Genomic DNA, 26,159 nt, shown 5'->3' on the forward strand with positions numbered 1-26,159 from the left:
GCCTCACGCTATTCGCTATGGACGGTACCACTTTGCGGACAGCCGACAGTCACTGCAACCGTGCACATTTCGGGTCACAGCTAAGTGGAAGCGGTAGAGTGGGAAGTTACCCGCAAGCTCGCGCCGTAACTCTTTCGTCGATCGACACACATATCGTCCGCGATGCTGAAATAGGCCCGTATGGAAAGAATGAGATGCTAACGGCCCGCCAACTCATTCCTCGCATTCCCGACCATTCCGTCACTGTGTTCGATAAGGGCTTTATGTCGGCGCAAATCCTGTGGAGTCTCAGGGCCTCAGGTGCGAGTCGACATTTCATCATTCCGGCAAAGTCCAATACCCGGTGGCAGCACATAGAGGGAACGAAAGAGGACCAGCTCGTATTGCTCAAGGTCTCGCAACCTGCACGACGCGCGAATCCAGGCATGCCTGAACACTGGCATGCTCGCGCGATCCGAACTACCGACGCGAAGGGGCGTGAACGGATACTCTTGACATCTTTAACAGACAGGCGGCGATTCAAACCGGAGGACATCGCATCCACCTACCGACGTCGTTGGCAGGTGGAGACGAGCTACCTCGAACTAAAGGATACGATGTTAGGCGCTGGGCTGACATTGAGGAGTCAAACTGTTGATTGCGTCTATCAAGAGTTTTGGGGGGCCCTCATCGCCTACAACTTGGTTCGCATCGCCATGTCCAGGATTGCCAGCAGCGCTGACGTATCACCGCACAGACTCAGCTTCGTTCGGTCGTACCACGCCATGCAGCTTGAATTTTTGAGAGTGGCGAGCGATGGGAGGCAGGATTACCTTCCCGCGTTGCTAGTTCGACTGGCGAGACGTATCGTTTGCCTGCCCCACCAAGTGCGTCCCGGTCGCACGCGTCCCCGGATTGTAAAATCAAAGCCATTTCGGTATCGATTCAAGAAGCTATGGATCGAGCGGCCGGCTAGGCCACCGCCCACGTTGGCGACATAATGTCGGTGACTCGGTCCGAGCTAGCCATGTCGAGGACAAACATGCCGGGCCGGAGTCGACCGCGTCGTTCGGGGTGCGAGCAGTTTGGCCTGGAACAGGACTCTCGTTGTTGGGCCCGGACGGCTTCTACGACGAGAGCCACATGCGCCTCCAACTACATTGAAGTGTCGACGCAGCACTTTCAGGCACCGATCACTAGGAGTGAGGGGATGTCGCTCAATGTAAGTGGAACAGAAGGCTACGCGGAGATGGCAGAATCGCTAATTGAGCATTGGCAAGAAATCTCGTTCAAGGAGCAACATGCACCGGTCATGTCTCATTTCAAGGCAGCCCGCCTGTATCCTTGACGTCGGAGCCGGTATTGGAATCGACGCCGCTGCTCTTGCGGAGTTGGGACACACAGTTGTAGCGGTCGAACCGGTGGACACGTTCCGCTCTGCCGGAATCAAGTTGCATCCGTCTCCCCCGATTGAGTGGTTGGACGATAGCCTGCCGGATCTTGCGACACTGCATGCAAGACGTGGAGGATTCGACATAGTGATGCTCTCGGCTGTTTGGATGCATCTTGACGCAGACGAGCGTCGTCGAGCGATGCCCAACATCAGCAATCTAATGTCCAGCGACGGTACGCTGGTCATGTCCTTGCGTCACGGCCCGGTTCCGAGAGGACGAAGGATATTCCACGTCTCGGCCGAAGAAACCGTTCAACTCGCAAATGCATACGGTTTGCAAGCTGTGTTGAAACTCCAGACCGAATCCGCCCAGCGCGGAAATCGGCGCATGGGTGTGACATGGACCCGACTGGCCTTCATAAAAGACGAGGCGCGAGTGATTCGGCTGATAGCGCCCGAGGGTGTGTGAAAACGCATTGATCGCCTAAACTGAATCAACGCGCTGAGACCGGGTGACTCATGAAGCGATTCGTTGAAGGCGATGACCGCAAGCAGGTCGCACTGCTTCCCGAATGCGTCGATGACTACATCGGACAGGACAATCCAGTCAGGGTCATGGATGCTTTTGTCGACGAACTGGACCTTGCGGAACTTGGCTTCAACGGTAGCACGCCCGCAGTCACGGGCCGCCCGTCCTACCACCCAGGCGTGATGCTCAAGATCTATATCTACGGGTATCTGAACCGCATACCCTCCAGCCGACGTCTTGAGCGCGAATGCCAACGCAATGTCGAGCTGATGTGGCTGACAGGACGTCTGGCGCCAGACTTCAAGACGATCGCCGACTTTCGCCGCGACAACGGCCCCGCCATCCGCAACGTATGTCGTCGTTTCGTCGAACTGTGTCGTGGACTGAAGCTGCTATCCAGCGACATGGTGGCCATCGACGGCAGCAAATTCAAGGCTGTGAACAGCCGCGACAGGAACTACACGGCAGGCAAGATCGACAAGCGTCAGCAGCAGATTGAGGAAAGCGTTCAGCGATATCTCGACATGATTGAAACGGCAGACCGGACCAGTCCGACAGGTTTCGATGTGAAAACCGTGCGCCTGTACGAGAAGATTGCGCTGTTACGCCAGCGGATGCGCGAGCTCGAACAGATCAAGGAGCGGTTGAAGAAAGAACCGGACAGACAGCTATCGCTGACTGACCCGGATTCCCGCTCCATGACCAGCGGTGGCAAGAGAACCGGCACCGTCGGCTACAACGTGCAGACCGCCGTGGATACGAAGCACCATCTGATCGTGGAACACGAGGTGACGAATATCGGGGGCGATCACGGGCAACTCAGCAGGCTTGCGAGTTCTGCGAAGAGCGCGATGGGCAAGCTAAAGCTGAAGGTGCTGGCTGACCGCGGCTACTTCAGTGGTCCGGACATCCGTGCCTGTGAACTGGCCGGAATCACTACGTATGTCCCGAAACCACTCACCTCGGCGTCAAGGAAGAAAGGGCTCTTTACCAAACGCGACTTCATCTACGTTGCCAGGAACGATGAGTATCGATGCCCCGCCGGCGAGCGCGCAATTCTTCGATTCAAGACCGTTGAGAATGGCATGAATCTGAACGTGTACTGGCCCAGCGCATGCCCGCGCTGCCATCTCAAGGAGCGATGCTCACCCAGCGACTATCGCCGCATCCAACGATGGGAGCACGAACATGTACTGGAAGCCATGCAGCGTCGGCTCGACCGGAAGCCCGATGCGATGACCATTCGAAGAAGCACCGTTGAACACGTCTTCGGCACGCTCAAGCATTGGATGGGTGCCACACACTTCCAGACCCGGACGCTCGGGAGAGTGAGCACCGAAATGAGCCTTCAGGTACTGGCATACAACCTCAAGCGAGTCATGAATATACTTGGTGTTACGAGGACAATGAAGGCAATGAGGATGGCTGGAAGCTGAGGCCCTGAAGGGCTTCTTGCTCGCATTGCTCGAATAGCGCAAGCTCGACGCATCCAACTTGATTGACCCGACCGCCAACCTCGCCCTCAGCCGCGAAAATCGAGTTCCCACACGCCCTCGGCCAGTTAGAGTCGCTCACAGACAACTTGCGACTGGCCGTTTCCAAGCTGACTGGAGCCGCTCGCCTGCCGAACTTGCGACGCATGCATGGGTCTTGACGCCCGTGCGCCTCGATTCAGGAGGGCGCGTGCTCGCGCCCGAGTTCAAGATGAGCTTTCACGGTAGACGCATTTTCGGGCTCGATACCCGCAAGCACTTTTTCTTCGGGCACGCGTACCGCATCCGATCCGTCGCGGAGAGAATCGACGGGTGAAGTCCGCCGACGAATATCACCTTTCGGGTATTTCAGCCCATTGCCATCGCCCGCTCACGCGAGCTCGACCGGGCCGTGATCGTCGCAGTGATCGCCGTGCGGATGGTGCAGGTGGCCGTCGACGAGATAGTCGACGTGATCCCCTTGCGGCACCGCTTCGTGGCCGCACCCAGGTCCGTGAACGTGGGCCGGGTCGTGGCCCCCGCAGTCAGGCGTGCATTGGTCCGGATTTTTGGCGCTCACTTCGAGCCGGTGCTCGTCGACATGATCGCCGTGCGGGTGATGCAGATGACCGTCATGCAGATAATCAATGTGATCGTCGTGCCTGATTGCAGTATGTCCACAGTTCGGGCCATGCTCATGGTCGTGGCGAGCGTGATGTGGTTCGTTGCAGGTGCTCATGTGAAGGCTCCGTGGTTCAAGCGCAGCCGTCAGTCTGAATGGCCAAACGCACAACGAGTCGACAGGAGCGACTCGGCGGCACCGTAGTCCGGGGACATTGCGGCCCCCTATTTTTCAACTGCTCGCTTCCTTACCATGGTAGGTCATGCAATGGCGTGTTGCGCGGGAAAGTGGGCAAAAGAACTGGCTCGGCCGACTGATTCGCGTCATGAGCGTACTGCCCGACGCGCTGACGACACTACCCCTGGACGCGATCGCGACGGTCCCGGGTGAGGGCATGAGGGACGCCCTCACCCGGAAGACTTCAGGTACCCTGCGCCTCCGGACTGGCGAATAGACTCAGCCGTCCGCTTGCGCAACCCACCAGGATGACACGATCGTCCGGGCTCCATGCCAGAACACTGACTGCTACGTCCTCGCGCTGACTCGCGACGCGCCTGTGCGAACCTGTATCGTAGACCGCCAGAATGCCGTCGTCGCCTCCACTCGCTATACGCGCGTCTGCATGGCTAAATGCGATGGTGTTAATGCGCGCCGTGTGCGCCGCCACCGTTAATGGCTCCGTGCCCTGCGGTCCGGCACCGGCGAAGTCCCAAATGACAAGCGATGCACCGGCCCCGGTGGCGAAGTAGCGGCTGTCGTGCCGCCATCCCATTGCCGTGACTTTGGTTGGATAGCCGCTCATCCGGAAATCGTCAGCGCTTTCAGCGTTCCACAGGTGAATGGCATTCTCCTGCGTGGACGCCGCGAGCGTGCGGCGATTCGGGCTAACGGTCAGTTGCAGCAGCGAGCCCTTCCACGCATAGATGCGCACTGGTTTAGCCGCGTCGGTACGCCATTGCTCAATGCCTCCGTAGCAGGATGTCATGAGCCTGTCTTCGCGCTGCCAGCACAAACCGGTCAGCGTACTGGAAGCCGGTTCGAAGGCGTGCAGTTCGTCGCCCTGCGCATCCCACAGGCGTAATTCACGTCCGGCGGTGGTCGCCAGGATTCCTCGTTCCGACCACGCCAGGTTCTGGACCCAGCCGCGACCCGCCTTCAGTCGTCGTAGTTCCGTCCCCTCAGCAGGCGCCCACAGCGCCGCACTGTTGTCCAGTCCGCCGCTTGCCAGAATCCGCGCGTCTGGCGACCATGCGAGACTTCCCACCCCCATGGCGTGAGCGTCATGGCACCAGATCTGGCGGCCATCAAGCGCGTCGTAAATTGCCAGGGTGCCATCCGCATGTCCCACCGCAACCCGTGTTGCGTCTGGCGACCATGCCAACGTGCTCACATAATCGCTCCCCTGTACCTCCCACATGACCCGCAGCGGCTGAGATTCCTCAATGCGGCTCATATGAGGCACGCTCTCAGGCCTTCTGTTAGCGCCTGACGGTCGAGATCGCGTCCGATGAACACGATCTCGCTGCGGCGCGGCTCAGTTACTTTCCAGAGGCGATCCGCGCTGCTGTCCATGAGCATATGCACACCCTGCAGGACGACGCGGCGGTCCTCGCCAGCGATGTTGAAGATACCTTTCATGCGATAGATGTCCGCGCCCTTTTCCGCCAGCAGTGGACCGAGCCAATTGTTGAGCTTGTGCTCCGACAACGCTCCTTCCAGGCTAATGCCAACCGAGTTGACGGCCTCGTCGTGAGTGTGGCCCGCGTTGAATTCGCGGCTAATCAACGGAGTGATGCGCTGCCCATCCCGCTCGAGCCGCAGATCGAACTCGTCTGGACCGTGCTCAGTGACCAACGCATACGGACCCGGCTGCGAAATGAGCAGTTGCACGCTCCGCTCCGCACCCGCTTCGGGAACGCGCAGGCTTACTGGGGTGCTACCGGCCATCAGCTTTGCACTGGCTGGCTGTAACTTGCGTTGCCTGGTAAAGGCGATGTTCGCGCTGGTCGTCACCTGGTCCAGGTCTTCAGGTGTGGCACCCTTGGCTGGCATTAACAGTGTGCCAATCGTGCGATCAGGACCGCTACCGTGGCGTAGTTCCGTGATACCGGCCGGCAATTCCCAGATGCCGGCCCACTCGAACGGATATTCCGGTTCGAGGAATGCCGGTCGATCTTCGAGCACCCGGCTCAGGTCAAAGCCACCCACATCCATCACTGTCTTTACTGGTATGTCGGCGTTGACCGTGCGGTGGATGCGCGCCAACCCGTTCATGCCGTGCAGACGCTGCTCCAGCATGTCCAATTCCGGGGCTGACACGAGGTCGGCCTTGTTAAGCAGGATCACGTCGGCAAAGGCAATCTGCTCGCGCACCTCGTCCGTGTCGTCGATATGCAACTGCACGTGCTTTGCATCGACGACCGTGACGATCCCGTCCAGCCGGAGTGCTGAGCGGATTTCATCGTCGACGAAAAACGTTTGGCATACCGGACCAGGGTCGGCCATGCCAGTCGTCTCAACCAGGATGTGATCGAAGCGATCGCGACGACGCATCAGGTTGCCCAGGATACGAATCAGATCGCCGCGCACGGTGCAGCAGATGCAGCCATTGTTCATCTCGAACACTTCTTCGTCCGCGTTGATCACCAGCGCATCGTCAATGCCAATCTCGCCAAACTCGTTTTCGATCACGGCAATACGCAGACCGTGCTTCTCGCTCAGGATGCGATTGAGCAGCGTCGTCTTGCCCGCGCCCAAAAAGCCAGTCAGCACTGTGACTGGAACACGTGTGTCGTTCATGGTAGCTCGCTGTAGTCAATAGGGAAGCGTCCAGGCATTTGCCAACCCTGGCCGCGGTGAACCGCACATCGCATCGGGAACAGGAAATGACTTCAATCGTGGCGTGCGCGGCCTCGTAGGACGCGTTCGCCGAACGATGCTGTCTGCTCATGTTGACCGAGCCGAACGCAGAATGACGAAATGTTATAACATTCCATCCTCTTTGAGGAGATGGGTTCGGGTTGGGCAAAGGCGCGGGTAGGGCGCTCCATAGCCCGCCAATTCGCTGTAGTGCCAGCCGTATAGCGCTGGTGTCCTTGTTCAAATGAGCAAGACGCTACTGGGGCCGGTGGTGCCGGCTAGTGAGGCTCACAAAAAATCATGGGGCGTCGCCCGTAACGGCTGCGATGGCTTGGCGAGGAGATGCGATTCACGAAAGGTAGCAGGCGGCTTTTGACATGTAGCGATAGTGGAGCTGGCGGCTGCAAATGACGTTGTGACATGACATGCAAATAGAACCCAATGATTTTCCCTGTTAGCCAGGCAAGCACTCGGTGACCGGAATACGCGCGACGAACTCATTCTTACGGCGGGCCGATGCCCGCTGCGCATTGCACGGGCATCGGCTGACGCCCCAGCGCCGGCAGGTCCTCGTATTATTGCTCAGCCGGGGCGGCCGCGACACGGCGTATCAGTTGCTGGAAGACATGCGGGCGGTCCGCACCAATGCCGCCCCATCCAATATTTACCGGGCCTTGCATTTCCTGATGGAGCAAGGGCTGGTGAGGCGCGTTGCCACGACCAGTACCTTTATGGCGTGCGGCGATGTCGTTGGACAGCACGAGGTTTTCATGGTCTGCAAGCGCTGCGGGTCGGTTTCGGTGGTCCACGACGAGGCGCTGCGAAGGACGCTCGAGGGCGCGGCGCGCACCGCTCACTTCGTCGTGGACGGGCAGGAAACGGAAATCAGGGGGTTGTGCGAATCCTGCTCGGGCGCCGGGTGACCTTTCGTACCCGCCTCGCCATGCAGTCAGGCGCAAAAAAAACGCCATGCGTGCATTATTTTGAAACGCAATGTTATAACATTGCGTTCCGTATTGCATTTAACAGTTTGCGCGCAAAAGGTTACTGATCCCGATAGCGGTGGCGTTAGAAGCACCGCCGCAGTGCGGTATCGCCTGGGACAAGGACAACTGGGCGCGATGACGCAGGGAATACCGCGTAGTGGGATGCAACCTATTCAATAACGACAGTCAAATCGATGAAACATCGCACACTTTTCTCTCACGCTGCGCTGCTGCTATTCGCGCAAGCGCTAGCGGGCCATGTTTATGCCGCGTCGGGCGACGGCTCGGTAGGCGGCCTCGTCACGGATAGTCTCGGCAAGCCCGTAGCGGGCGCCAATGTGGTCCTTCAAACCGCAACCGGGGCGTCCGCAGCAACCACAAAAACCGATGCAGGCGGGCATTTCTCAGTGCAGGACGTCACGCCCGCGACGTATGCAATCGTTGTCACCGCAACGGGATTTACTAGCGGGAGCAGCATCGCCACCACGAGCCCTGGAACGGCAAGCTCCGTTACCGTCGCGCTCACAAAAAGCGACGCGATTGACGTGCAGGTCAGTGCCCAGCGCCTCGACCAGGCGCGCAACGGACTGTCGCCGGAAACCGGCAGCAGCGTGTACCGCATTACCGACGCGGACATCCACAACATGCCGCAGGGCGATGCGACGCCGCTCAACCAGGTCCTGCTGCAAGCGCCCGGCGTCGCGCAGGATTCATATGGCATGGTCCACGTGCGGGGCGAACACGCGAACCTGCAATACCGGATCAACGGCATCATGATTCCGGAACCGATCTCCGGCTTTGGCCAGTCCTTCGATACGCGCATCATCCAACAGGTGGACCTGCTCACCGGCGCGCTTCCCGCGCAATACGGGTTGCGAACCGCTGGCATCGTCGATCTCACGACCAAGTCGGGCGAAGCGGGCAACGGCGGCTCGCTAGGCGTGTACGGCGGCAGCCACGGCACCGCGCAGACGAGCGGCGACGTGTACGGCACCCAGGGCGCGCTGACTTACTACTTCAGCGGTTCGGCCGGCGTGAACGATCTCGGCATCGAAGCGCCGACCTCGGACGGCTCGCCGCTGCACGACCACACCCGGCAAGGCAATGCATTCGGCTACATGTCGTACCTGATCAACCCGCTTACCCGGGTCAGCGTCACCTTTGGCACCGCGAGCAACCAGTTCGAAATCCCGAATACACCAGGGCAACCGACCCAATTCGTGCTCAACGGCCGGACCAGTTTCGATTCCGCCGCGCTCAACGAAACCCAGAGTGAACTCAACAACTTCGCGACCGTCGCGTTGCAGGGGACGAACGGCGACAAGCTCGACTATCAGGTCGCGTACTTCACGCGCTATACGCGCACGCAGTTCAACCCCGATCCGATCGGAGATCTGCTCTTTAACGGCGTCGCTTCGCAAGACTTCCGTAGCAATTGGGCCAATGGACTGCAGGGCGATACCACCTACCGGCTGAACAGTTCGCACACGCTGCGCGCCGGCGTGTACTTCGAACAGGACCGCGCGGTCGCCAACGACAGTGTCTCGGTGTTCCCCACTGTCGATGGCGCCCAGTCCTCCGACCAGCCCTTGACGATCAACAGCGCGAGCACGACGATCGGCCGGCTCTTTGGCGTCTATGTGCAAGACGAGTGGAAGGTGAACGACAAGCTCATCATCAATTACGGGCTGCGCTACGACAAAATGAACGAAGTCGTCGATGCCAGCCAGTTGAGCCCGCGCGTCGGCGTGGTGTACAAGGCAACGCCGAGCACCACGCTGCATGCAGGTTACGCGCGGTACTTCACACCCCCCCCTCTCGAACTGATCGCGCCGACCACGGTGGCGCAGTTCAACAACACGACCAACCAGGCTGCGAGTCCGCAAAATTCGCCAGTGCAACCCGAGCGAAGCCATTACTTCGATGTCGGCGTAACCCAGCGCGTCACCTCCGCCGTCACGGTGGGCGTGGATGCTTACTACAAGAAGGCGACCGATCTGCTCGACGAAGGGCAGTTCGGCACCGCCCTGATCAACACGCCGTTCAACTACCAGACCGGCCACGATTACGGCGTCGAATTCACTGCCAACTATAAGGACGAGCATTTTTCCGCGTATGCGAACCTGGCGCTCAGCCGCGCAACTGGCGAAAACATCGTCTCGGGCCAGTTCAATTTCTCACCCGATGAACTTGCGTACATCGCCAGCCATCCGGTCAACCTCGACCACGACCAGTTGATCACCGGTTCGGCGGGGATCGCCTACACGTTTGCCCGCACGACCTACAGCGCGGATACCACCTTCGGCAGCGGTCTGCGCAGCGGCTTTGCGAACACGGATCATGTGCCGTTCTACGTGAATATCAACCTCGCGGTCATCCACCACTTCCGGGCGCCCCTTGTCGGCAACTTCGATGGACGCCTGGTCGTGGTCAATCTGCTCAATCGTGCCTACGAATTGCGCGACGGTTCTGGAATTGGCGTTGGCGCCCCGCAGTTCGCACCGACGCGCGCTTTCTACGCAGGCATCACGAAATACTTTTAAGCCACCCGCGCGGCCTCCCGCCGCGTGAGCAGGAAGCCAAGACACCATGAATGATTTTTCCGAACTGTTTCTCGCTGTGCGCCTGGGCGGATGGGTCATCTATCCGTTGACCGTCCTCGCGGTGGCCGGCCTTGCGATCATCCTCGACAAGGCTTATTCGCTGCACCGGTTCGCGCGAATTCCAGCCCGCATTGACCAACTGATCGAGGCCCCCGTCGTCGATTTCTCGCAGACACGCGCACAGATTGCGGCGCTGCCCGAGCGCCATGCGCTACGCAGCTTCGCCGCGCCGATTCTCGACGGCGGCCATGCGCCGATCTGGTGGATCGAGTCACGTGCCGAGACCGCCGCGCAGCATATCGAGCGCGCGCTGAACCGGGGGCTGTGGCTGCTCGAAACCATCGTGACGGCCGCCCCTCTGCTGGGACTGCTCGGTACGATCATCGGCATGATGCACTCGTTCAAGCTGATCGGCGGACAGGGCGTGGCGAACCCGACCGGTGTGACGGGCGGTGTCGCGCAGGCACTGATCGCGACCGCGATCGGCCTGCTGATCGCTCTGGTCGCGCTCTTCGCGTTCAACTATTTGTCCCGGCGGGTCGGCGAGCTGCTCGATCACTTCGAGCGGGTCGGCACACGGCTGATCGGGCAGATCCGACTCGACCAGGAAGATCCGGAAGAAGCGGTGCAACGCCGGCTCGACCGGGAGCGCGCGGAAGGGCCGGCGCAGTTGCGGCTCGCCCGTGAGCATGCGCAAGGACCGCGCACGTGAAACTGAAACGCTCAAGACAGGCTCGGCGCGGGAAGATTGAAATTATCCCGATGATCGACGTGATGTTCTTTTTGCTGGCCACGTTCATGCTCGCATCGCTTTCGATGCAGCGACTTGATTCGATCAAGATCGACCTGCCGGGCGGCCAGGCGCAACGGCTCAATCTGGACACGCCGCTAACCCTCACCGTGACGCGCGCCAATGCTATCTTCGTCAACCGGCAGCCAGTGCCGCTCGCGGCGCTAGCGGGAGCACTGCGGCCGTTGCTGAAACCCGACGGCAACCTGGTGGTTGCCGCCGACGACACCGCGTCGCACGGCGTGGTCGTCAAGGCGATGCTCGAAGCACGGAAAGCCGGCGTGCAGCACTTCCTGATCGCCGTTCACCATGAGTAACGTGTGCCGCCTCAGCAACACGTCCTTGCTGGACGAGCCGAAACCACGCATCGTCGTTGCGGTGGCCATCGCATTCGGGTTGTGGTGCGCAGCGCTCGTGCTCGTCGGCGGACTGCTCGTGACGCCTGAGATCACGCCGCCTTCGCCTCCGAATCTCGACGCGCAACTCGTTGAAATTGAGCCCCCGCCGCCGGCCACAAGCACGCCGGCGCAGGCCGCGCCGGTTCATCCGGCACGGCCGGCGAACATCAAGCATGCAACGCCGGCGCCGGTGCCTCATGCGACTCCCGTACACAAGGAACCGTCCCAGCAAGCTGCCGCGCATGTGGCGCCGCCAGCGCCACCCTCGGCCCCGGCGGCGCCTTCCCCCGCGCCTCCGGCGCCGCCAGCATCGGCCATCCCATCGGAGAGTGTGGCCAATCGTTCACCGGCCGCGACCGACGTCGCCGCCAGCGGCAGCGGCCATACTGGCGCGCGCATAATCACGCAGCCACTGCCGGAAATCCCGGACGACTTGCGCGAAGCCGCGTATCACGCCATTGCGCTTGCGCGTTTCACGATTCACCCGGACGGCTCCGTCGAGGTCGAACTCCTGCAGCCGACGCAACAGCCGCGTCTGAACCAGCTGCTGCTCGCCTCGCTGCACAACTGGCGCTTCTTCCCCGCCACCGAGAATGGCAGGCCGGTCGAGAGCCATCAAGACGTTCGCGTCCACCTCGTGGTCCAGTAGCGCACGCCTGGCGTATGCCATGGCGGTGACCAGATGTTGGAACGACCAGTGCCGCGAGGATCGGTAACTGGCTTGGCGCATGGTCTCCTGTGGGTCTGGAAACGGACGCTGGCAGATCTTGCCTGAGTGGCTCCAATGGGTCGATCTCGGCCGGCCACTGGGCGCCACGGAGGCACGAGTTGATGCAAAACGCATGAGACAGTAGTCGGCCACGAGCGGCCCGTCGCGATCATTTAGCGAACGGCCGCGCCTGTCCAACAAGCCGCCCTTCAGCCGTCGTGCCCATCGGCGGCTAGCAAATTTAATGCGTGCTTTCGAAGGCATACTGGCATCGCGCGAACGTGAACGGCCCCTCGGCAGATGGGAATGCCCGCCCCCGGCAGGGTTCTTCTGCGTTCATTGGACGAACAGTCAGGTCCGCTACTCCGCACTGACGCGGGACTGGTAGGGTTAAAGGACACCGTCATCCAGTTCACAGTATGACCGGTCCAATCACTACATCTGCAGATGGCTCGGGGCCGCACCGGAATAGTCCGCGACCTTCGTTAATGCTGGGCGGTTTCACTTGGGAAACACAATACCGGGTTTAACGGGCGCGACCGCGTCAAGCACTGTGCGTTGGCTTGTTGGAATTCAAGGTTTCGAAGCCTATCGGGAGCCATTTTCATTTGATTGCGCCTGCTCTTTTCGTTTTCCCGTAATCCGCCATCAAAGATCACGCTGCACGCATCGTCTTCGGGAATGCGATTGGCATATACACGCTGGCCTCAATTTTGGTGCGGCTATTAAGCAGACGATAAGGTTCGACTCCTTATGCTCTTAATGCGCGCACAGACAAATCCGTTAATTCCCCGCAATTTAAATGGAGATCGAGCATGCTGCGTCACATCACTATCACAACCCGTGCGGCTCTGGCTGTCACCGCACTGACGGGTGTCGTTGCTGTATCTCAGGCCGTCATATCACGCGACGACGCCGTGAGTGCAATCGAAGAGATGCCTGAGGCGGTGACGAACTGGGCAGTCGAATCAACCGCTGACATGGACGTTGCACCGATGTCCCCGGTGCAGCTTGCGGTGTTGCTCGAAGGGTTCGATTGGCAACCGCTCGTGGACGTAGCGAACTCCCGCTCGCACCCCGGCGCGCCCGCGCGGAATGCGCCTGCATGAAGTCGATGCGCTCTGCATCTGGTGCTTAGCGGCAAGCGGCATGTTGATGGGGTTGATCACTGTCTCGCAAACGACGCGCAGCGTAGGAAACAACCGCTATCCCTGATAGGGCGGCGAGCGTGATGCAGCCTAGGACCCGTAGCGTCATCGCGATTGCAATGTCCACGCCCGGGAGGGCCGGGATATGTCTTGCGACCCGGCGCGCAGGACCGGCCCGCCCCGGCCCACCGTTTGGAAAAAACAGAAGAATAGACGATCAGCGATCGCACTGGCGCATCGCCCGCGGTCGAGCCGTTGCTGGAAGTTGAGCAGAACCGAGGCTTGCGCAAGCAGGAGCGCGCAAAGCATAACGACATACGCCGGCACTAGCCGGCGACAGTCCCTCTATTTGAAGCGTCGAAACCAAAGCGATCAGGGAGCGCGCGAGCCACCAGGCCCCGTGCATCAGGCACGAAGAACACCGCTACGTTACGCCACTGCACAGTTACTTTGCGTGGCACGACTTACGTTGTTCGTCGAAAAAGGCGCGCACGTGCTCCGGCAGTTCCGCACCCAAAAATTCGACGCCGACAGGTTCCGGATCCGGGCTAAAGACTTTATCCGGGGCCGGAATCTTCGGTGGTTTGGCATCCATGGTCTTTCTCCTTTACAAACTCATTATGCGTCGGGCCCGTTTGACACCAGTGTCCGCCTCGCGGGCCCATCGCGACCTTATCGGGTTCGCCGCGAACTCATCTTCGAACCGCTTCGCTGCACCAGATCGGCAACGACGGCCACCATATAGCCTGGGCCAAGGCGGTGAGCGGACTCAGAAGTGCTCGCTGGAATTCGTGGATTTGATAGAACCTGTTTGCCTAAGGACAAGCCGAGTAAGAGGCGAGGAATCCCTTGTTGTGCGGCATTGGGACGGACGAGGTAGCCACGTTCGTCGCCGAGCCCGAGGGCTGCAAGCAGCCGTTCGCTGAGCAGGCGACTCGATGGGCTGCAATTGCCGCTCAGATCCAATTTGGCCGTTCCGGAATCACAAGGCTGCGTTGTCCAAAGAACCAATCCGGGCACGGCTGACGGAATGGAACGCGCCATAACGGCAGGTTGCAATCGCTTCAGCGTCGGACTGTGAAGCGGCATATGCGAAGGCAACCGACCACCGGCCGCAGACATCGCGATAACGGATCGAATAAATGAGCATGGCAATCTCCAGTGGCATCGACGATCAACGGGGGTCTTGGTACCCTTCGTCACCGGTCCGGAAGCGTTGATTCCATTTTGGTCAACCGCCGCTGACTCGATCCTGTCTCTCGGATTACATGCTTGTTATCTCGAAGCGACTTGTGCGCGTCGCAGTACTCCTTGGGCGGATGAAAGATACGCCGGCTTCAAAAATGGCAACGACGACGCATTGTCCTCAAACCATTTGTCTTTGAGCCGTGAGATCGCCAATCTCACCACCGCAGTAAGCCATGTGTGGAAACTATCATTGACCATCGACGGTCGGCCAGCCGATAGGCGGTCGACCGATTTGGTCAGCGTTCTTCTTATGTACCGTGTAGAAGACGCTGGTCGCTACCGCAGACGTCGGATCATCTCGGCGCAGCTCGGATATAAACCTGTTATGCCGGAGCGTCTAGCATGGTCGCCAACTCAAATGAAATCGCAAAATCCATGGAATCAAGTCCCTATGAGCGCGTGGAGTTGCCGTGCGACGAGGCCGCGCGCAGGGCCGCTGTTCGCCTAAAGCTGTCGTTGACCTCGCACCGGCTCGAGGGGCCGGAGTGCGTCGACATGAGTCAGTCGTCCAAGATCTAGTCCGACTCATAGGTTGCCTCGCAAAAAAGAAAAAAGCCGCGCTCCTGTGAGGATGCGCGGCTTTTTCATTTTTGTTAAGTGAACGGCATTACGGCCAATGGCCGGGTTTGTCGTTATGGGGTTGAGTCAATGCAATAAGGCGATACCGCGAGCTCGACCTTGGTAGCGAACGCAATAAGTCCACGCGTCGTCCAGTTCCATGCCTGTCTGCTCAGGCTTCGCATTCACTGCCTGACGCCGGTCAATCACATCGTAAGCCTGCGCTTCTGACTTGCCGACTCGTACCGAACCATTCTTGATGCCCGAGGTAGCAACAATCTCAAACCGGCCAACAATCATCTTGAACATGCTTCTCTCCATACGGAAGGCCCAGACGGATTGCGGCCCCGGCGGGGACGAATCCCCACCGGGCGGTTAAGAACAACGACTGAGCGGACGAAGCCGCCGTTAATCAGATATGCAGTGCCTCTCGCGTCCCGCCGAGCCGCACGGGGCCGGCTCGACCCCGAGGCTTGTTACCCGACGCCATCCATTCGTCCGCAAAGTCAGTCCCGCGAACCTTGGGGCGGTGAACGATTGCGGTGTAGCCGTCAGCGCGAAGGCGCTTGGCAAGCACCAGCGCATCAGCCATCCCGGGCGACTTCCGCGTTTTCGGATCTACCGCATCAAAATCCGCAAAGATGTGCACTACGCCTATCCCTAGGCCATCGGGAACAACGAAATCGGAGAGCAACACGCGGTTAAGGCAGTACCAGACCGGTACGCCAAAAAGCATATGCGCGCCGAGCACCGATTCGAGCCCCTCGCCCACGCCGATCTCGCCGTTGACCGGCTCCATCAGCCGGACTGCGCCGCCGTTCAGTTTGTGCAACGTCACGTCGTTCATCTTTGAAGGCAGAACTTCGCCATCGTTAGTGATGATCGTTGCCTTCGCGGGCTTCGACCGATCAAGGAAGGTCCGATGAAGTGTGCCGAGGCGTGCGTCGGGCAGCGTGAATCTGGCGAGAACGCCAGGCCACTTACCGATCACCTTCTTTTCATGCCGGTACTCGAGCATTGCCAGCCGGAGTGCCGGCGACGACGAAAGGTCGAGGCCGGGCACACGCGCCCGCAGATACCTCGATATGAGATCGTCGCGCCCATGCGCCACAGCGCTCTCCCACATCGACTCGAGCCTCTTTCGCGCCCATGCCGGATCGGCCTTGCGGCCGGCCGAAGGCGCTATGCCAGAGAGTCTGGGTGTGTCACGCACCGGCAGCGGAATGCCGCCTTCGAGTTCCAGCATCAGCTCGCGAAAGGTGATCCCGGCTGTTTTGCAGATAAGCTCGAAGCCGTCTCCGGCTCTCATGCTTCCTTCATTGCATTTGCGGCACACCCAGTCGCCGCGGCCGCGCTTGTTGTCATAAGTAAAGCGGTCGTTGCCGCCGCAGATGGGACAAGGTGCGCCTTTCCCGGTCAATGAGGTTGCGGGCACTCCGTACTTCTGGAGCAACGCTACCCACTGTTCCGGGGACAGCTTCAGGTCCTTAACATTCATATGTCACTCCAGTAGTGGTGTGGTTGAGGTCGATGCCTTTACAGGCGGTGAAACCGTTGCTCAGAAAAGCCGTCTGTCACGCGCGAGGCGCGCGAAACGGCTTTTCTCAGCAAGGACGGCGCTGCCGGTTGGGATTACGGAAAGGTGCGAGGAGGGAAAACTCACCCTTCGCGCCCTGCCGCCCCGTAAGGGATGGTCAAGGCAGCGAAAAGGTGAGCCGATACGGGAACAAAGGTGAGGAGGTTCGGGATCAGACGTGCTGAATGGCGATCAAGACTTCTTCTTGATAGACCACAGCCACTTGTCCCACAGGACTTGAGCGCCTGTCGGATCAAGAATGGGCTCCCCGCGCGTATTTACTGCGGGCACCTTCGTCTTGCCAAGTCGCCGGACTTCGACGCGATCTCCAATGCGGCAGTGCGTCTCCGCGATCGCGTCACGCAGGCCTTCGCCCTGCAACACGCGGGTCTGTCCACGGTGCTCCAGCGTCAGGCAGAACGACTCATAGGTCTTGCCGGGTCGCTTGCCATCCGGGAACTCGCGCTCACCCCACTGCGTTACGACGCCGTAATGCGAACGTTCCGTGCGAGGTGTGCCCGGCGCTTTCGTGGGCGATGCCAACGCCGGTACCGCATTCTCGATCACGACCGGTGCGGTAGCTGGCTCGACTTGCGCGCGTGCACGGGGACGCTCTGCCTCTGCAGCCTCACGCTCCCGGGTAACTGGCGGGGCGGCTGCCATGATCGCTGCTGCGATCGCGTCCCTTAGCGGGCCGGGATGTTCGCTAACGACGGCCCAGTGAGGTTCGAGTGACGGGACCAGCTTCATGCCGACCGGCGTGTCACGCAATTCGTAATCGAAGGCCGGGCGAAACTGCACCACCACGTCGCCCTCATCGCGAAAAAGCCGGGCTTCGCCAGCGATCACCAGCTGACGCTCGTTGCGCCCCCCTTGCCCTACTACTACTGGCGCGGGAGTTGCCGGCGCTGATACCGGCTCGCCAATGCCAAAGATGCCACCCAGGACTTTGCTGAATGTCGTTGTTGCCATTTTCGGCTCTCCTACAGCAAGGAGCCGAAGCAGCAGCGACGAACGTCTTCCATGTCACGCTTCAGCAGCGGGTTACTGACGATGACGTCCTGCAGGATCTCGGGGTCGACGCCGTTGATGAGGCAAACGTACCGGTACGGCAGAGCGCCGTCCCAAAACTCCATCACCCAGCCGAGCGTTGCCCGGTAGTCGTCGAGTTCAAGCTTTTTGCGGTTGCGAAGCCTGTCGCTCAGGAGCGTGCAGCAATCCATCAGCGACTCGGGCATGTTGTCGCCGCGACGACTGTCAGTGGCGAAGCCGACAAGTGCGTCGACCATTTTTTCGCGCACCGCTTCGCTCCAGAACTTCGGATCGGGAAGCGGCTCAGGCTTGAGAGGCAGACTGGCAAGGATTGGCAATTCCCCGCCAAACATATCGAGTTGCCATCCCGTGATTCCGGTTTCCATGGGTTATCTCCGGTGAACGGGAACCCATGCCCGCAACGGGTCGGTTCCCGTTGGGGTGAAGTTGCAAAGACGCCCCAGAGGGCATCTTTGCGGTCAGTGGCGGGCCGACTATTCGTCGGTGCCGGTTTTAAGCGAAACAACGACAGGCGACTTGGCGTACTGTCGTTTGATAGGGGTTACAGACGCCGTCGGGACTGCTTCAGCCTGAGGCTGGGCAGTCGCCGGCGTTGCTGAACTTTTGTCACTCGATTCTTTTTCGTCTTTCATCGTCTTGCGAATGGATGCTTTGACCCACTGGTAAGCAACGAAACCGACGAAAAGAGCGGCGAAAAACGAGTGCATCGCAAACCAAAGGCTGAAGCACGCAGCAAAGAACCACATTGGCGAACGCGTCGCCTTCATCAAGACCAGCTTCGGCATTTTTCTCTCCAGAAAAATTAACGCACTAGGGGATGTCCAGGGCTGGAAGGCACTGGACCGTTTCGATGCTCATTCGAGCAGGGAAATCGGGCGCGCGGAGAGACGCTTTCCTCACGGCTCTGTTGAGTCGTGACAAAAGCAGCTATCGGCGGAAGTGAACAGATGGATAGAGGTCGGCCGCAGGTACAGAAAGGGGCCAAAAACTCAGGTCGATGCGTCGAAGACGCGGGGATAGGAATCACTTTACGCATCGCCTCGCGACTCAGCGGGGGTAAAGCTCCAAAAAACATGTGCGCTTTCGCGTTGCACTGCCAATTCGACGTCTTTCGCTTCCTTGACTTCGATGAGGACGTGTCAAGCTGGTCCCATCAACAACGCATTGGGGCAGCAATGTTTTTCGAGATCCTTCTGGGCGTCGCCGCATGGAAACTACTCACCCGCAAGAAACGTCCGTCGATTGGCGACCTATTCCGGCACAAGCCAAAGGACCGCAGCGCGGCGCTCGGCGAGGCTGGCGAAGCCAAAGCTCAGGCCAAGTTGCGCGACGGCCTGACCGCTCTCTGCGGCGCCGACTATTCTCTCTTCAACGGGCCAATCATCATCAAGCACGCGCCTGGCACCGATTTCCCCACCGCGGAGATCGATCACCTCGCCGTCACCCCGTTCGGCATCTTCGTATTCGAGACGAAAAATTGGTCGGGCTACATCAGTCCCGCGTCGGCCCCCGGACTCCTGACGAGGACAGATCGCGACGGTAACGCCCAGGACCGTCGATCGCCGCTCGAACAGAACCGGACAAAGGTTGCGTTTTTCCGCAGCCGCCTTCCCTCGCTGTAGCCCGTCGCCGGCGCAGGGTTGCTTGTCTCTGAGGATGCACATCTCAGCCCCGCGCTGCATTCGGACCTTCTTTCTCTTGGCGACCTTTCGCACTGGCTGCGCGCGAGACGCGACAGCTACGGCGGGATGCCGCCCGGACGTGGGGAAGGCGACCGCCGCAATAGCCCTTCTGGTCGACACGTCCCACGCCGCGATGGAGGCGCACCGAGTCCGCGTATCCAGGTAACTTTTACGTGTCACAAATCCAATAGTGTCGATGCTCCACAGATGTCACTAAATGTTTCAAGACTGCGACCGATAACTAAATATTAGGCTTTCTTAGGAGCGACAAAAGCGGGGCGCTCTGGCGAAAGGCGGTACAAAATGCGCGCCTTTCGAGGGCTGGACCTTGAATCCTTAGCGTTACTCTCTCTTACAAATTTGAGATGACGCGGGAAGCATTCACGGGGCGCTTGAAATTGTTACTGGAGCAGAGCAGCGACGACTGTTCGGCGTCCCCGCAACTGCCAAGAGGCGGCAACAGCGACAACCGTCCAAGCGCAAACCATTAAGTGACAGCGCGGCATTTGCGCCGTCCAGTCTCACGAGCAATCTGCTCAATCTGACGACGACAACCAGGGTGGTCGTTCCTATTAACTTCTGGAGAGAAGAATGCAAAATGGCAAGACGTCCAGTCCCGATCGCCGGCCCAATGGGCGCGGGCTGGTGTCGGGGTTCGTAACTAAGGGCTCACTGCCCCCGACCGACGCTAACGCTGGGCAAATGGTGCCCTTCGACCCGCTGGACGAATTAGTGTTCAGCATGCAGGACCCGAAAGCTGCTACCCGCGACAAGATCGCGGCGGCGGCACGTGACGTATTCGGCGGCGGCGCAGAGACCACCGAACTGGTGGCCAACCTCGTCGAACACATGATGGCCGTCTCCGAGTCGCGGGAGAAGGTCGTCTCAGAACTGATCATACTGGGCGGGCACCTCCAGCAAATGATGACGATGGCGATCAACCATCACACCGGCCTGGTCGGTGACACCCCAAAGAGTCAGAGACGAGGCGCGCAACTGTGCTTTGCTTTCTTCGAACGGGCCATGAAGCTGACGCGGGCTTCTGCATACAACTACATGCGCTGTCATATGAAGTTCGCGGACAAAGCCGAAGCTGTGCAGATGTTCAGCTTTGGTGAGCTACGGATACTAGCCGCGGATGACGTAACCGATGAGCAGATCGAAGCTGTCGCTACGCAGAAGCAGGCGACGCCAGATATGTCCCGCGAGGACGTCGCGAAGCTCGTAAAAGCGCTCCGGCTGAAAGAAGAAGAGATTGCGGATAAAGAAACTCACGTGGCTAACATCGAAGGTTTGCTCGCTGACAGCAAGCTAGCCCTCGATCAGAGCGCGCGGGAAAACGGCCATTTGAAGCACACGATTGCCGACCACGAACGGGCGATCCTCGAACAGGAGAAGAGCATAGCCACTCTCTCCGAGATGCTCGCTAGGAACTCAGCTGGATATCCGGCCCTTGAGAAGGCGTTGGCCGACAAGAACAAAGAGTACAAGGAACTGGCTGACAAGTTTATGGCGCTGGAAAGCGCTCCGCCAAAGGTAGAGCGAGTCGAAGTTCCGGTTGAAACGCTGCCCCAATCGTACACGTCGCTCAAAGAAGCGCTGGACGGTCTCTCGAGCCAGTTAGACGAAAAATTGAGGGAAAAACAGTTGCTGGACGCGCGGAAGGCGGAACTCGAGGCCAGCCTGCGTGAAAGCCAAGCCGCGCTCGATGCTCGTATTGCGGTCAAAAACGCTGTAGCAGACCTCACCACGGCGTGGGCATCGGTTGCAGCAAAGATGGCAACCGTGCAACTGGCGGTCCAGGCGTCGGCTGACCCAACCGAATTCAATTCGACACTTGAAGCGATCGCCGCGACGATGCGCAAGTACGTGGCGGAAATCGAGGCAGCTCTGCAGCGCACGAAAGGCTAAGACGCTGTTAACGGGGTTGAGCGGCTCATGCCGCTCGCATAGAGTACGAAAAGAAAAAATGCTTAAAGTTAGTCTCTACGGCCATAGTGAGCCGCAAAACCTTCTTCTCTCCGATTGGTTGACGGAGAAAGTGCAGCGCGGCAATTTCGCTCTGACCGACTTCATGCGCCGTTCGATCGGCGCGAACGGCCGGATGCAATCCGTGTTTTCGCTTTCGCTCGACAACGTCGCGACATTCGATGAACACATCGGGGCAAAGGCCACCCTGATGAACATGCCGTTCCTCGCGCTCTCACCGGTCCTCGACGATCCGCGAGACTGGGAAAGCTTTGTCGACGGAGTAATGTACTCGCCCAAAGTAGAAAGCCTTATCGCGGCGATGCCCAAGCTAGACCAGGTCACCAGCCGTGACGTCTACCACTACAACCTGTCGTACGTGCAACTGCTGAAAGACGTGCTGCACATGAGCATCGTCGCCGTGCCGCTGCTAGGCATCTCGACCGAAATGGCTGCTTACCTGAAGCAGGTGCCAATGGCACGGCTCGAAAAAGCGGTTGGCTCCATCAGCTTTCCGCTTTTCCAGTGGCGATTCCACGATCAGAACTTCTGGCTCGAATACAGCGCTGGTTGGCTGACCGAGGAAACCGTTGCTCATTACATCATGGCCACCTCGCCAGTAAGGGCAGGATCGCTGCCCTACAAGCATTTGTGGACCGACCTTCGGCTTGAGCGAAGCCAGCGTGAAGATTTCGCCCGGCTGATGATGGCTCAAGGTTGCCGCTCAGCGACGGCGATCGACCTGTTTGGCCTTAACCAGAACAAGGCGCGCGCTTTGTACCGCGAGATCCACGGCGTTAGTTCACCTTGCGGGTGTCGGGCGAGTTCCCTGACCTGACAGCCGTTCATCGACTCCAAGCTTCGGTCTATGTCTGGCTCTACCGCAACGGCCTCGAAAACAAGGCGAACATTCCGCAGGCGCTGATAGCTGCAAATGACGTCATGGCGAAGATGTGTTCGGCAGGAACCTTGTGATTACCGCAGACAGGGCCAACTACCTGACGCGTTCGATGGCCATGGACTCCCGTCTCACGATGGCGCCGTGCCGGGCCTGTGGCACCGACTACGTCCTGTCCAACGGCGAAGGCAAGATCGAGCTCGCGAAGGACTTTAGCTGCCCCGGTTGCAATTACCTTCTCGCGCCAAAAAGTCAGGTGGGCAAGCGCAAGCAATCACAATAACGGAGGTCGGGCCATGCATCAGGATTTCGCGGTTCAGATCGGATTGGTGGTCTTTTCTCACGATGGCCGGGTCCAGTTCGGCTGGCGCGACATTGAGACTGGCGAGTTCCACGCCGAAGCCGACGGCCAATGCATCTCGGGTGTGATTGGCGCGGTGGAGTTCTGCTCGGACGTGATGCACTGATATGCAGGACTTCGCTTATCTCTTTGGCGACAGCGTCGCGGCCTGGCTCAGAGGCCGCGGCGACGCTCGCTTCAATCAGTACGAGCGCCATTACAGAGCGGACCGGCAGGCGACGCCTGAGACGTTCGACCTCGAAAAATCCAACGAGCAGTATGCGAAGCAGTGCGCGAGATCGGGCGGTCGGATTCTGCGCGTGCTGGACAGCAAGGCATTCAAGCACCTTGTGTTCTTTCTCGCGCTGGCCTGGGGAGGCTCATTGATGCTCTCGACGGTTGGACAACAGCAGCCAGCGATCGCCGGCACTCTGCTCGCCGCGCTTTTTATTGCAATACGCATAAACCGGCGAAGGAACCGCTCCGGACGGCGGTAGCAAACGGTTGCGCCTACGCAACGACACTCTCGCCGCAATGGCTTACCGCTCTTTACAATGCCAGCGCACGCGAAATTTGGGGTATGCATTCACGCTTTCCGAGAGTTGCGGCCGACGCTCCCTTGACTTTGGATTGCGCTCGATAAGATGAAAGTAAGCAGATCGCGGGGGCGACTGCACTAACGACTAGGGCCAGAAAAATGACCATCAAAAGCACTTTTACACTGACTTCCGCCGTAGTTGCGGCTGCTATCCTCGTCGCTGCATGCGGTGGTGGTGGTGGTGGTGGAAGCAGCTCGCCCGCTGCGGGCACACCCGCAAGCGCTCCGGGTTCGGCCAGCGCTCCCAGTTCGGCCAGCTCTCCGGTAACGGGCACTCAACCCACCCCGCAATACGCTGCGGACAGCGCCACGCTTGCGATGTTTAATCAGGTGAACGCCTATCGTCAGCAATGCGGTTTCCCGGCAGTTCAGCAAAACACGGTTCTCGATCAAGCTGCGCAAGCGCATGCGATGTGGGAAGGATTGAACAACACGGTGGCCGACAACGAAACGGCTGGTCAGCAAGGCTTTACCGGCGTGAGCTACCTTGATCGTGCCGTGCATTTCGGATTTCCCTCTACCGGCGTCGTGGGCGCAGGCGTGAGCGCTGCCTACTACACCACGTCGAATCTTTCCGAAGCGGAATACGGCCAGACGTTGGTGAACGAATGGATTTCGACCGTGTATCACTCGCAGGCCATCTTGACGCCGGTTAAGACGATTGGCATCGGTGAGTATGAGACCGCGTTCAGCGGTTCGCCGGAAGTGTGGGGCTCGATGAGCCTGCTGAACACTGAAATGCAGCAACTCACCACGAGCGGACCCATTACGTTCCCATGCCAAGGCACGACCGGCGTTCCGTACAAGGCTGTTTCGGAATCCCCGACGCCGCCCAATACTTCGGGTCCGTGGGGCACGCCGGTTATTGTCATGGGCAACGCGACCGATACGCTTGTACTGACTTCGGGCACGATGACGGACCCGTCCGGCAATATCATCAACCTGCAATTGATCGATTCGGCCAACGATCCGAACAAGCTGACGCAGCCGTATGCAGCGGTCGCTTACCCGGCAACGCCTTTGGCTCCGAACACCACGTACACGGTGAACGTGTCGGGCACGGTGAACGGCACTGCTTTCACGAGGCCGTTCACGTTCACGACCGGGAATATCGTCGGCTAACGCCATCGCAAAGGGCTCACGCGGCCCTTGATCGAAAACCGCCAGCATCACACTGGCGGTTTTTTATTTCCGAAAATCGTTTTTGACACGCTCCAAAAAAGAAGGGATGCAACCCGCAAAGGCTGCACCCCTTTTCTGCTACAACCTGTCTAGGTCAGGTTTAATTTGGCCCGCCACAAGCCGCAGGCCCCGGCAACGTTGTATTTCCCGTGAGTTGTCCCATCGCGCTTCCGTCCGTTGGACTGACAGGACAGTACAAAATGTATGTGTTGCCAGACGTGCCGCAAGTGTCGGTCCAGACGGGCCCCGTGGCACCATACTGTTGCTGGTAGTAGGTGCCATGACCATACGAGCCATCGAAATTTGTATAGTATCCGGTGAAGGGGCCCTGTCTGCCATAACCATTCGTTAACGTATATCCCTGCGCCTGCGCTTCACTTGCACACGTTACCGTAGGCGCGGGCGGTGCGTTGCATGTGTATATCCATTCACTCCCGTTCCACGTTGGGCCGCTCAGAAATCCGTACTGACAAGTACCCTGCGTCGGTGGCGGCGGTTGGCATGAGAGACCGCCCCACGAACTACCGTTCCACGCCGGACCAGACAACACCGCCCAACCGGCAGGGCAACTCGGCGGCGCCTGGTAATTGCATTGCGGCGACGAGTAATGAGAACCTTGCCAACGCGCTCCTGCAATCGTCGTCCATCCCGGCGCAGTAGAACACGCGGGAGGCGATTGCGCCGCAGTCGCGATCTTGGTGCCGCAAAATGAGTCCTGAAAGCCGTACGCGCAGTGCGTACGTTGCGCCTGTGCCCATGCGTGACTACCGATGCAGAGACCCACACACACAATTAGTAACTTCAAAAACTCTTTCATCGCGATAAATCTCCAAATTTTCGAAACTCATTAGAAAAAGCGCCTCTCCGGGCGCTTTTTTACTGCCGACGCTGCAACCTCAGTTACCGGAATACGCTTGGCAAAAGGACCAAACCAGGATTAGAAAAAGCGCCTCTCCGGGCGCTTTTTTCTATTGCCGATGCTGCAGCCTCAGTTACCGGAATACCCTTGGCAAAAGGACCAAACCATCGTCCGGTCGGCCATGTACTGATTGCCAGTTGCATTGTCGAAGAAGCACGCATACTCGTACTGAGTGCCCCCGCTAGGTCCACCGCCCGCATAGTAAGGACCGTTGACGTAGCACATCGCGACCTGCGTGTAGCTGCCAATCTTCGTCAACGTCGCAGTCAAACCGGCAGGGACGCTGTACCCAGCCGCGGCAGCGTTAGCTTTGCAGTGGGCCGTGGGATCGGAAGAAACCGGAGGCGTAGGCGCATTGCAGCTATAAATCCATGTACTGCCATTCCACGTTGGACCGCTCAGAAATCCGTACTGACAAGTACCCTGCGTCGGTGGCGGCGGTTGGCATGACAGACCGACCCACGATGAGCCAGTCCATGACGGACCAGACATTTCCTGCCATCCGCTCGGACACTGCGGAGGCGCTTGGTAATTACACTGCGGCGACGAGAAGTGCGAGCCCTGCCAAAGCGCCGCCGCACCAGTCGTCCAACCTGGGCCAGTAGAGCATTGCGGAGGCGTCTGTGCCGAAGTCGAGATTGTTGGCCCG

Annotated in this window: 27 protein-coding genes; 18 read left to right on the forward strand and 9 right to left on the reverse strand. The window is 59.3% G+C overall.

Annotated elements, in window-relative coordinates; translation table 11 throughout:
* Window positions 1-17: 17 nt before the first annotated feature.
* From PQR02_RS22675 to PQR02_RS22695, 5 genes are all read left to right on the forward strand, one after another.
* Window positions 18-980 (forward strand): IS4 family transposase, encoded by a 963-nt coding sequence (locus tag PQR02_RS22675; RefSeq protein WP_408236324.1) that lies wholly within the window; start codon window positions 18-20, stop codon window positions 978-980.
* Between the two features lie 209 nt (window positions 981-1,189).
* Window positions 1,190-1,327, forward strand: coding sequence for a hypothetical protein (locus tag PQR02_RS22680; RefSeq protein WP_408236330.1), 138 nt, complete (start codon window positions 1,190-1,192; stop codon window positions 1,325-1,327).
* A complete protein-coding gene (locus PQR02_RS22685) occupies window positions 1,281-1,841 on the forward strand; it encodes a class I SAM-dependent methyltransferase (protein WP_408236327.1) in 561 nt (186 codons plus the stop codon). The genes PQR02_RS22680 and PQR02_RS22685 overlap by 47 nt, the downstream gene beginning before the upstream one ends.
* A 50-nt stretch (window positions 1,842-1,891) precedes the next feature.
* Window positions 1,892-3,337, forward strand: coding sequence for an IS1182 family transposase (locus PQR02_RS22690; protein ID WP_408236122.1), 1,446 nt, complete (start codon window positions 1,892-1,894; stop codon window positions 3,335-3,337).
* 448 nt (window positions 3,338-3,785) lie between these two features.
* Window positions 3,786-4,199 (forward strand): hypothetical protein, encoded by a 414-nt coding sequence (locus PQR02_RS22695; protein WP_408236125.1) that lies wholly within the window; start codon window positions 3,786-3,788, stop codon window positions 4,197-4,199.
* A 217-nt stretch (window positions 4,200-4,416) separates the two neighbouring features.
* Here the strand turns inward: PQR02_RS22695 and PQR02_RS22700 are convergent, their stop codons facing one another.
* Window positions 4,417-5,448 carry an eIF2A-related protein gene (locus PQR02_RS22700; RefSeq protein WP_408236128.1) on the reverse strand — a complete coding sequence of 344 codons (1,032 nt, stop codon included), beginning with the start codon at window positions 5,446-5,448 and terminating at the stop codon, window positions 4,417-4,419.
* Entirely contained in the window at window positions 5,445-6,794 is a 1,350-nt protein-coding gene (locus PQR02_RS22705) for a CobW family GTP-binding protein (protein WP_408236131.1), read from the reverse strand. The genes PQR02_RS22700 and PQR02_RS22705 overlap by 4 nt, the downstream gene beginning before the upstream one ends.
* 533 nt (window positions 6,795-7,327) lie before the next feature.
* Here PQR02_RS22705 and PQR02_RS22710 point away from each other — a divergent pair.
* The 6 genes from PQR02_RS22710 (at window position 7,328) to PQR02_RS22735 (ending at window position 13,449) form a co-directional block, all read left to right on the forward strand.
* The gene (locus PQR02_RS22710) at window positions 7,328-7,777 is read left to right on the forward strand and encodes a Fur family transcriptional regulator (RefSeq protein ID WP_408236134.1); all 450 of its coding nucleotides are present in this window, start codon (window positions 7,328-7,330) and stop codon (window positions 7,775-7,777) included.
* 257 nt (window positions 7,778-8,034) lie between these two features.
* Window positions 8,035-10,383, forward strand: a complete 2,349-nt coding sequence (locus PQR02_RS22715; protein WP_408236137.1) for a TonB-dependent receptor — start codon at window positions 8,035-8,037, stop codon at window positions 10,381-10,383.
* A 46-nt stretch (window positions 10,384-10,429) separates the two neighbouring features.
* Entirely contained in the window at window positions 10,430-11,155 is a 726-nt protein-coding gene (locus PQR02_RS22720) for a MotA/TolQ/ExbB proton channel family protein (protein WP_408236140.1), read from the forward strand.
* The gene (locus tag PQR02_RS22725; protein ID WP_408236143.1) at window positions 11,152-11,550 is read left to right on the forward strand and encodes an ExbD/TolR family protein; all 399 of its coding nucleotides are present in this window, start codon (window positions 11,152-11,154) and stop codon (window positions 11,548-11,550) included. Before PQR02_RS22720 ends, PQR02_RS22725 begins: the two co-directional genes overlap by 4 nt.
* On the forward strand, window positions 11,543-12,280 hold the full coding sequence (locus PQR02_RS22730; protein ID WP_408236146.1) for an energy transducer TonB: 738 nt from the start codon (window positions 11,543-11,545) through the stop codon (window positions 12,278-12,280). The genes PQR02_RS22725 and PQR02_RS22730 overlap by 8 nt, the downstream gene beginning before the upstream one ends.
* A gap of 875 nt (window positions 12,281-13,155) precedes the next feature.
* The gene (locus PQR02_RS22735) at window positions 13,156-13,449 is read left to right on the forward strand and encodes a hypothetical protein (RefSeq protein ID WP_408236149.1); all 294 of its coding nucleotides are present in this window, start codon (window positions 13,156-13,158) and stop codon (window positions 13,447-13,449) included.
* 484 nt (window positions 13,450-13,933) lie between these two features.
* Here PQR02_RS22735 and PQR02_RS22740 read toward each other — a convergent pair whose 3' ends face one another.
* The 7 genes from PQR02_RS22740 to PQR02_RS22770 all read right to left on the reverse strand — a co-directional run bounded on the left by PQR02_RS22740 (window position 13,934) and on the right by PQR02_RS22770 (window position 18,708).
* Window positions 13,934-14,083, reverse strand: a complete 150-nt coding sequence (locus PQR02_RS22740) for a hypothetical protein (protein ID WP_408236151.1) — start codon at window positions 14,081-14,083, stop codon at window positions 13,934-13,936.
* 387 nt (window positions 14,084-14,470) lie between these two features.
* Entirely contained in the window at window positions 14,471-14,638 is a 168-nt protein-coding gene (locus tag PQR02_RS22745) for a hypothetical protein (protein WP_408236154.1), read from the reverse strand.
* A gap of 743 nt (window positions 14,639-15,381) precedes the next feature.
* Complete coding sequence (locus PQR02_RS22750) at window positions 15,382-15,603, reverse strand: hypothetical protein (RefSeq protein ID WP_408236157.1); 222 nt, start codon at window positions 15,601-15,603, stop codon at window positions 15,382-15,384.
* Window positions 15,604-15,706: 103 nt separating this feature from the next.
* A complete protein-coding gene (locus PQR02_RS22755; RefSeq protein WP_408236160.1) occupies window positions 15,707-16,792 on the reverse strand; it encodes a primase-helicase zinc-binding domain-containing protein in 1,086 nt (361 codons plus the stop codon).
* A 270-nt stretch (window positions 16,793-17,062) separates the two neighbouring features.
* Window positions 17,063-17,842 carry a hypothetical protein gene (locus tag PQR02_RS22760; RefSeq protein ID WP_408236163.1) on the reverse strand — a complete coding sequence of 260 codons (780 nt, stop codon included), beginning with the start codon at window positions 17,840-17,842 and terminating at the stop codon, window positions 17,063-17,065.
* A gap of 11 nt (window positions 17,843-17,853) precedes the next feature.
* On the reverse strand, window positions 17,854-18,288 hold the full coding sequence (locus PQR02_RS22765) for a hypothetical protein (RefSeq protein WP_408236166.1): 435 nt from the start codon (window positions 18,286-18,288) through the stop codon (window positions 17,854-17,856).
* 108 nt (window positions 18,289-18,396) lie between these two features.
* Window positions 18,397-18,708 (reverse strand): hypothetical protein, encoded by a 312-nt coding sequence (locus PQR02_RS22770; RefSeq protein ID WP_408236169.1) that lies wholly within the window; start codon window positions 18,706-18,708, stop codon window positions 18,397-18,399.
* A 390-nt stretch (window positions 18,709-19,098) separates the two neighbouring features.
* On the opposite strand from PQR02_RS22770, the gene PQR02_RS22775 reads away from it, so the two are divergent.
* The 7 genes from PQR02_RS22775 (at window position 19,099) to PQR02_RS22805 (ending at window position 24,531) form a co-directional block, all read left to right on the forward strand.
* Window positions 19,099-19,545 (forward strand): nuclease-related domain-containing protein, encoded by a 447-nt coding sequence (locus PQR02_RS22775; RefSeq protein WP_408236172.1) that lies wholly within the window; start codon window positions 19,099-19,101, stop codon window positions 19,543-19,545.
* A 651-nt stretch (window positions 19,546-20,196) separates the two neighbouring features.
* On the forward strand, window positions 20,197-21,516 hold the full coding sequence (locus tag PQR02_RS22780; protein ID WP_408236175.1) for a hypothetical protein: 1,320 nt from the start codon (window positions 20,197-20,199) through the stop codon (window positions 21,514-21,516).
* A 58-nt stretch (window positions 21,517-21,574) separates the two neighbouring features.
* Window positions 21,575-22,411 carry a hypothetical protein gene (locus tag PQR02_RS22785; RefSeq protein ID WP_408236178.1) on the forward strand — a complete coding sequence of 279 codons (837 nt, stop codon included), beginning with the start codon at window positions 21,575-21,577 and terminating at the stop codon, window positions 22,409-22,411.
* Window positions 22,412-22,544: 133 nt separating this feature from the next.
* Window positions 22,545-22,754 (forward strand): hypothetical protein, encoded by a 210-nt coding sequence (locus PQR02_RS22790; RefSeq protein ID WP_408236181.1) that lies wholly within the window; start codon window positions 22,545-22,547, stop codon window positions 22,752-22,754.
* A gap of 13 nt (window positions 22,755-22,767) precedes the next feature.
* On the forward strand, window positions 22,768-22,938 hold the full coding sequence (locus tag PQR02_RS22795) for a hypothetical protein (RefSeq protein ID WP_167455805.1): 171 nt from the start codon (window positions 22,768-22,770) through the stop codon (window positions 22,936-22,938).
* A gap of 1 nt (window position 22,939) precedes the next feature.
* Window positions 22,940-23,308 carry a hypothetical protein gene (locus tag PQR02_RS22800; protein ID WP_408236184.1) on the forward strand — a complete coding sequence of 123 codons (369 nt, stop codon included), beginning with the start codon at window positions 22,940-22,942 and terminating at the stop codon, window positions 23,306-23,308.
* A 431-nt stretch (window positions 23,309-23,739) separates the two neighbouring features.
* Entirely contained in the window at window positions 23,740-24,531 is a 792-nt protein-coding gene (locus tag PQR02_RS22805) for a CAP domain-containing protein (protein WP_408236187.1), read from the forward strand.
* Window positions 24,532-26,159: the final 1,628 nt, after the last annotated feature.

This window comes from Paraburkholderia sediminicola (assembly GCF_046026895.1).
Taxonomy (GTDB): Bacteria; Pseudomonadota; Gammaproteobacteria; order Burkholderiales; family Burkholderiaceae; genus Paraburkholderia; species Paraburkholderia sediminicola_C.

Bases quoted from the DNA above. Each gene is read 5' to 3' on its own strand.
- PQR02_RS22675 (WP_408236324.1), top strand. From the start codon at position 18: ATGGACGGTACCACTTTGCGGACAGCCGACAGTCACTGCAACCGTGCA.
- PQR02_RS22760 (WP_408236163.1), bottom strand. From the start codon at position 17,842: ATGGCAACAACGACATTCAGCAAAGTCCTGGGTGGCATCTTTGGCATT.
- PQR02_RS22730 (WP_408236146.1), top strand. From the start codon at position 11,543: ATGAGTAACGTGTGCCGCCTCAGCAACACGTCCTTGCTGGACGAGCCG.
- PQR02_RS22720 (WP_408236140.1), top strand. From the start codon at position 10,430: ATGAATGATTTTTCCGAACTGTTTCTCGCTGTGCGCCTGGGCGGATGG.
- PQR02_RS22745 (WP_408236154.1), bottom strand. From the start codon at position 14,638: ATGCTCATTTATTCGATCCGTTATCGCGATGTCTGCGGCCGGTGGTCG.
- PQR02_RS22800 (WP_408236184.1), top strand. From the start codon at position 22,940: ATGCAGGACTTCGCTTATCTCTTTGGCGACAGCGTCGCGGCCTGGCTC.
- PQR02_RS22775 (WP_408236172.1), top strand. From the start codon at position 19,099: ATGTTTTTCGAGATCCTTCTGGGCGTCGCCGCATGGAAACTACTCACC.
- PQR02_RS22750 (WP_408236157.1), bottom strand. From the start codon at position 15,603: ATGTTCAAGATGATTGTTGGCCGGTTTGAGATTGTTGCTACCTCGGGC.
- PQR02_RS22690 (WP_408236122.1), top strand. From the start codon at position 1,892: ATGAAGCGATTCGTTGAAGGCGATGACCGCAAGCAGGTCGCACTGCTT.
- PQR02_RS22685 (WP_408236327.1), top strand. From the start codon at position 1,281: ATGCACCGGTCATGTCTCATTTCAAGGCAGCCCGCCTGTATCCTTGAC.
- PQR02_RS22780 (WP_408236175.1), top strand. From the start codon at position 20,197: ATGCAAAATGGCAAGACGTCCAGTCCCGATCGCCGGCCCAATGGGCGC.
- PQR02_RS22765 (WP_408236166.1), bottom strand. From the start codon at position 18,288: ATGGAAACCGGAATCACGGGATGGCAACTCGATATGTTTGGCGGGGAA.
- PQR02_RS22735 (WP_408236149.1), top strand. From the start codon at position 13,156: ATGCTGCGTCACATCACTATCACAACCCGTGCGGCTCTGGCTGTCACC.
- PQR02_RS22770 (WP_408236169.1), bottom strand. From the start codon at position 18,708: ATGCCGAAGCTGGTCTTGATGAAGGCGACGCGTTCGCCAATGTGGTTC.
- PQR02_RS22740 (WP_408236151.1), bottom strand. From the start codon at position 14,083: ATGGATGCCAAACCACCGAAGATTCCGGCCCCGGATAAAGTCTTTAGC.
- PQR02_RS22715 (WP_408236137.1), top strand. From the start codon at position 8,035: ATGAAACATCGCACACTTTTCTCTCACGCTGCGCTGCTGCTATTCGCG.
- PQR02_RS22700 (WP_408236128.1), bottom strand. From the start codon at position 5,448: ATGAGCCGCATTGAGGAATCTCAGCCGCTGCGGGTCATGTGGGAGGTA.
- PQR02_RS22705 (WP_408236131.1), bottom strand. From the start codon at position 6,794: ATGAACGACACACGTGTTCCAGTCACAGTGCTGACTGGCTTTTTGGGC.
- PQR02_RS22755 (WP_408236160.1), bottom strand. From the start codon at position 16,792: ATGAATGTTAAGGACCTGAAGCTGTCCCCGGAACAGTGGGTAGCGTTG.
- PQR02_RS22680 (WP_408236330.1), top strand. From the start codon at position 1,190: ATGTCGCTCAATGTAAGTGGAACAGAAGGCTACGCGGAGATGGCAGAA.
- PQR02_RS22795 (WP_167455805.1), top strand. From the start codon at position 22,768: ATGCATCAGGATTTCGCGGTTCAGATCGGATTGGTGGTCTTTTCTCAC.
- PQR02_RS22785 (WP_408236178.1), top strand. From the start codon at position 21,575: ATGCTTAAAGTTAGTCTCTACGGCCATAGTGAGCCGCAAAACCTTCTT.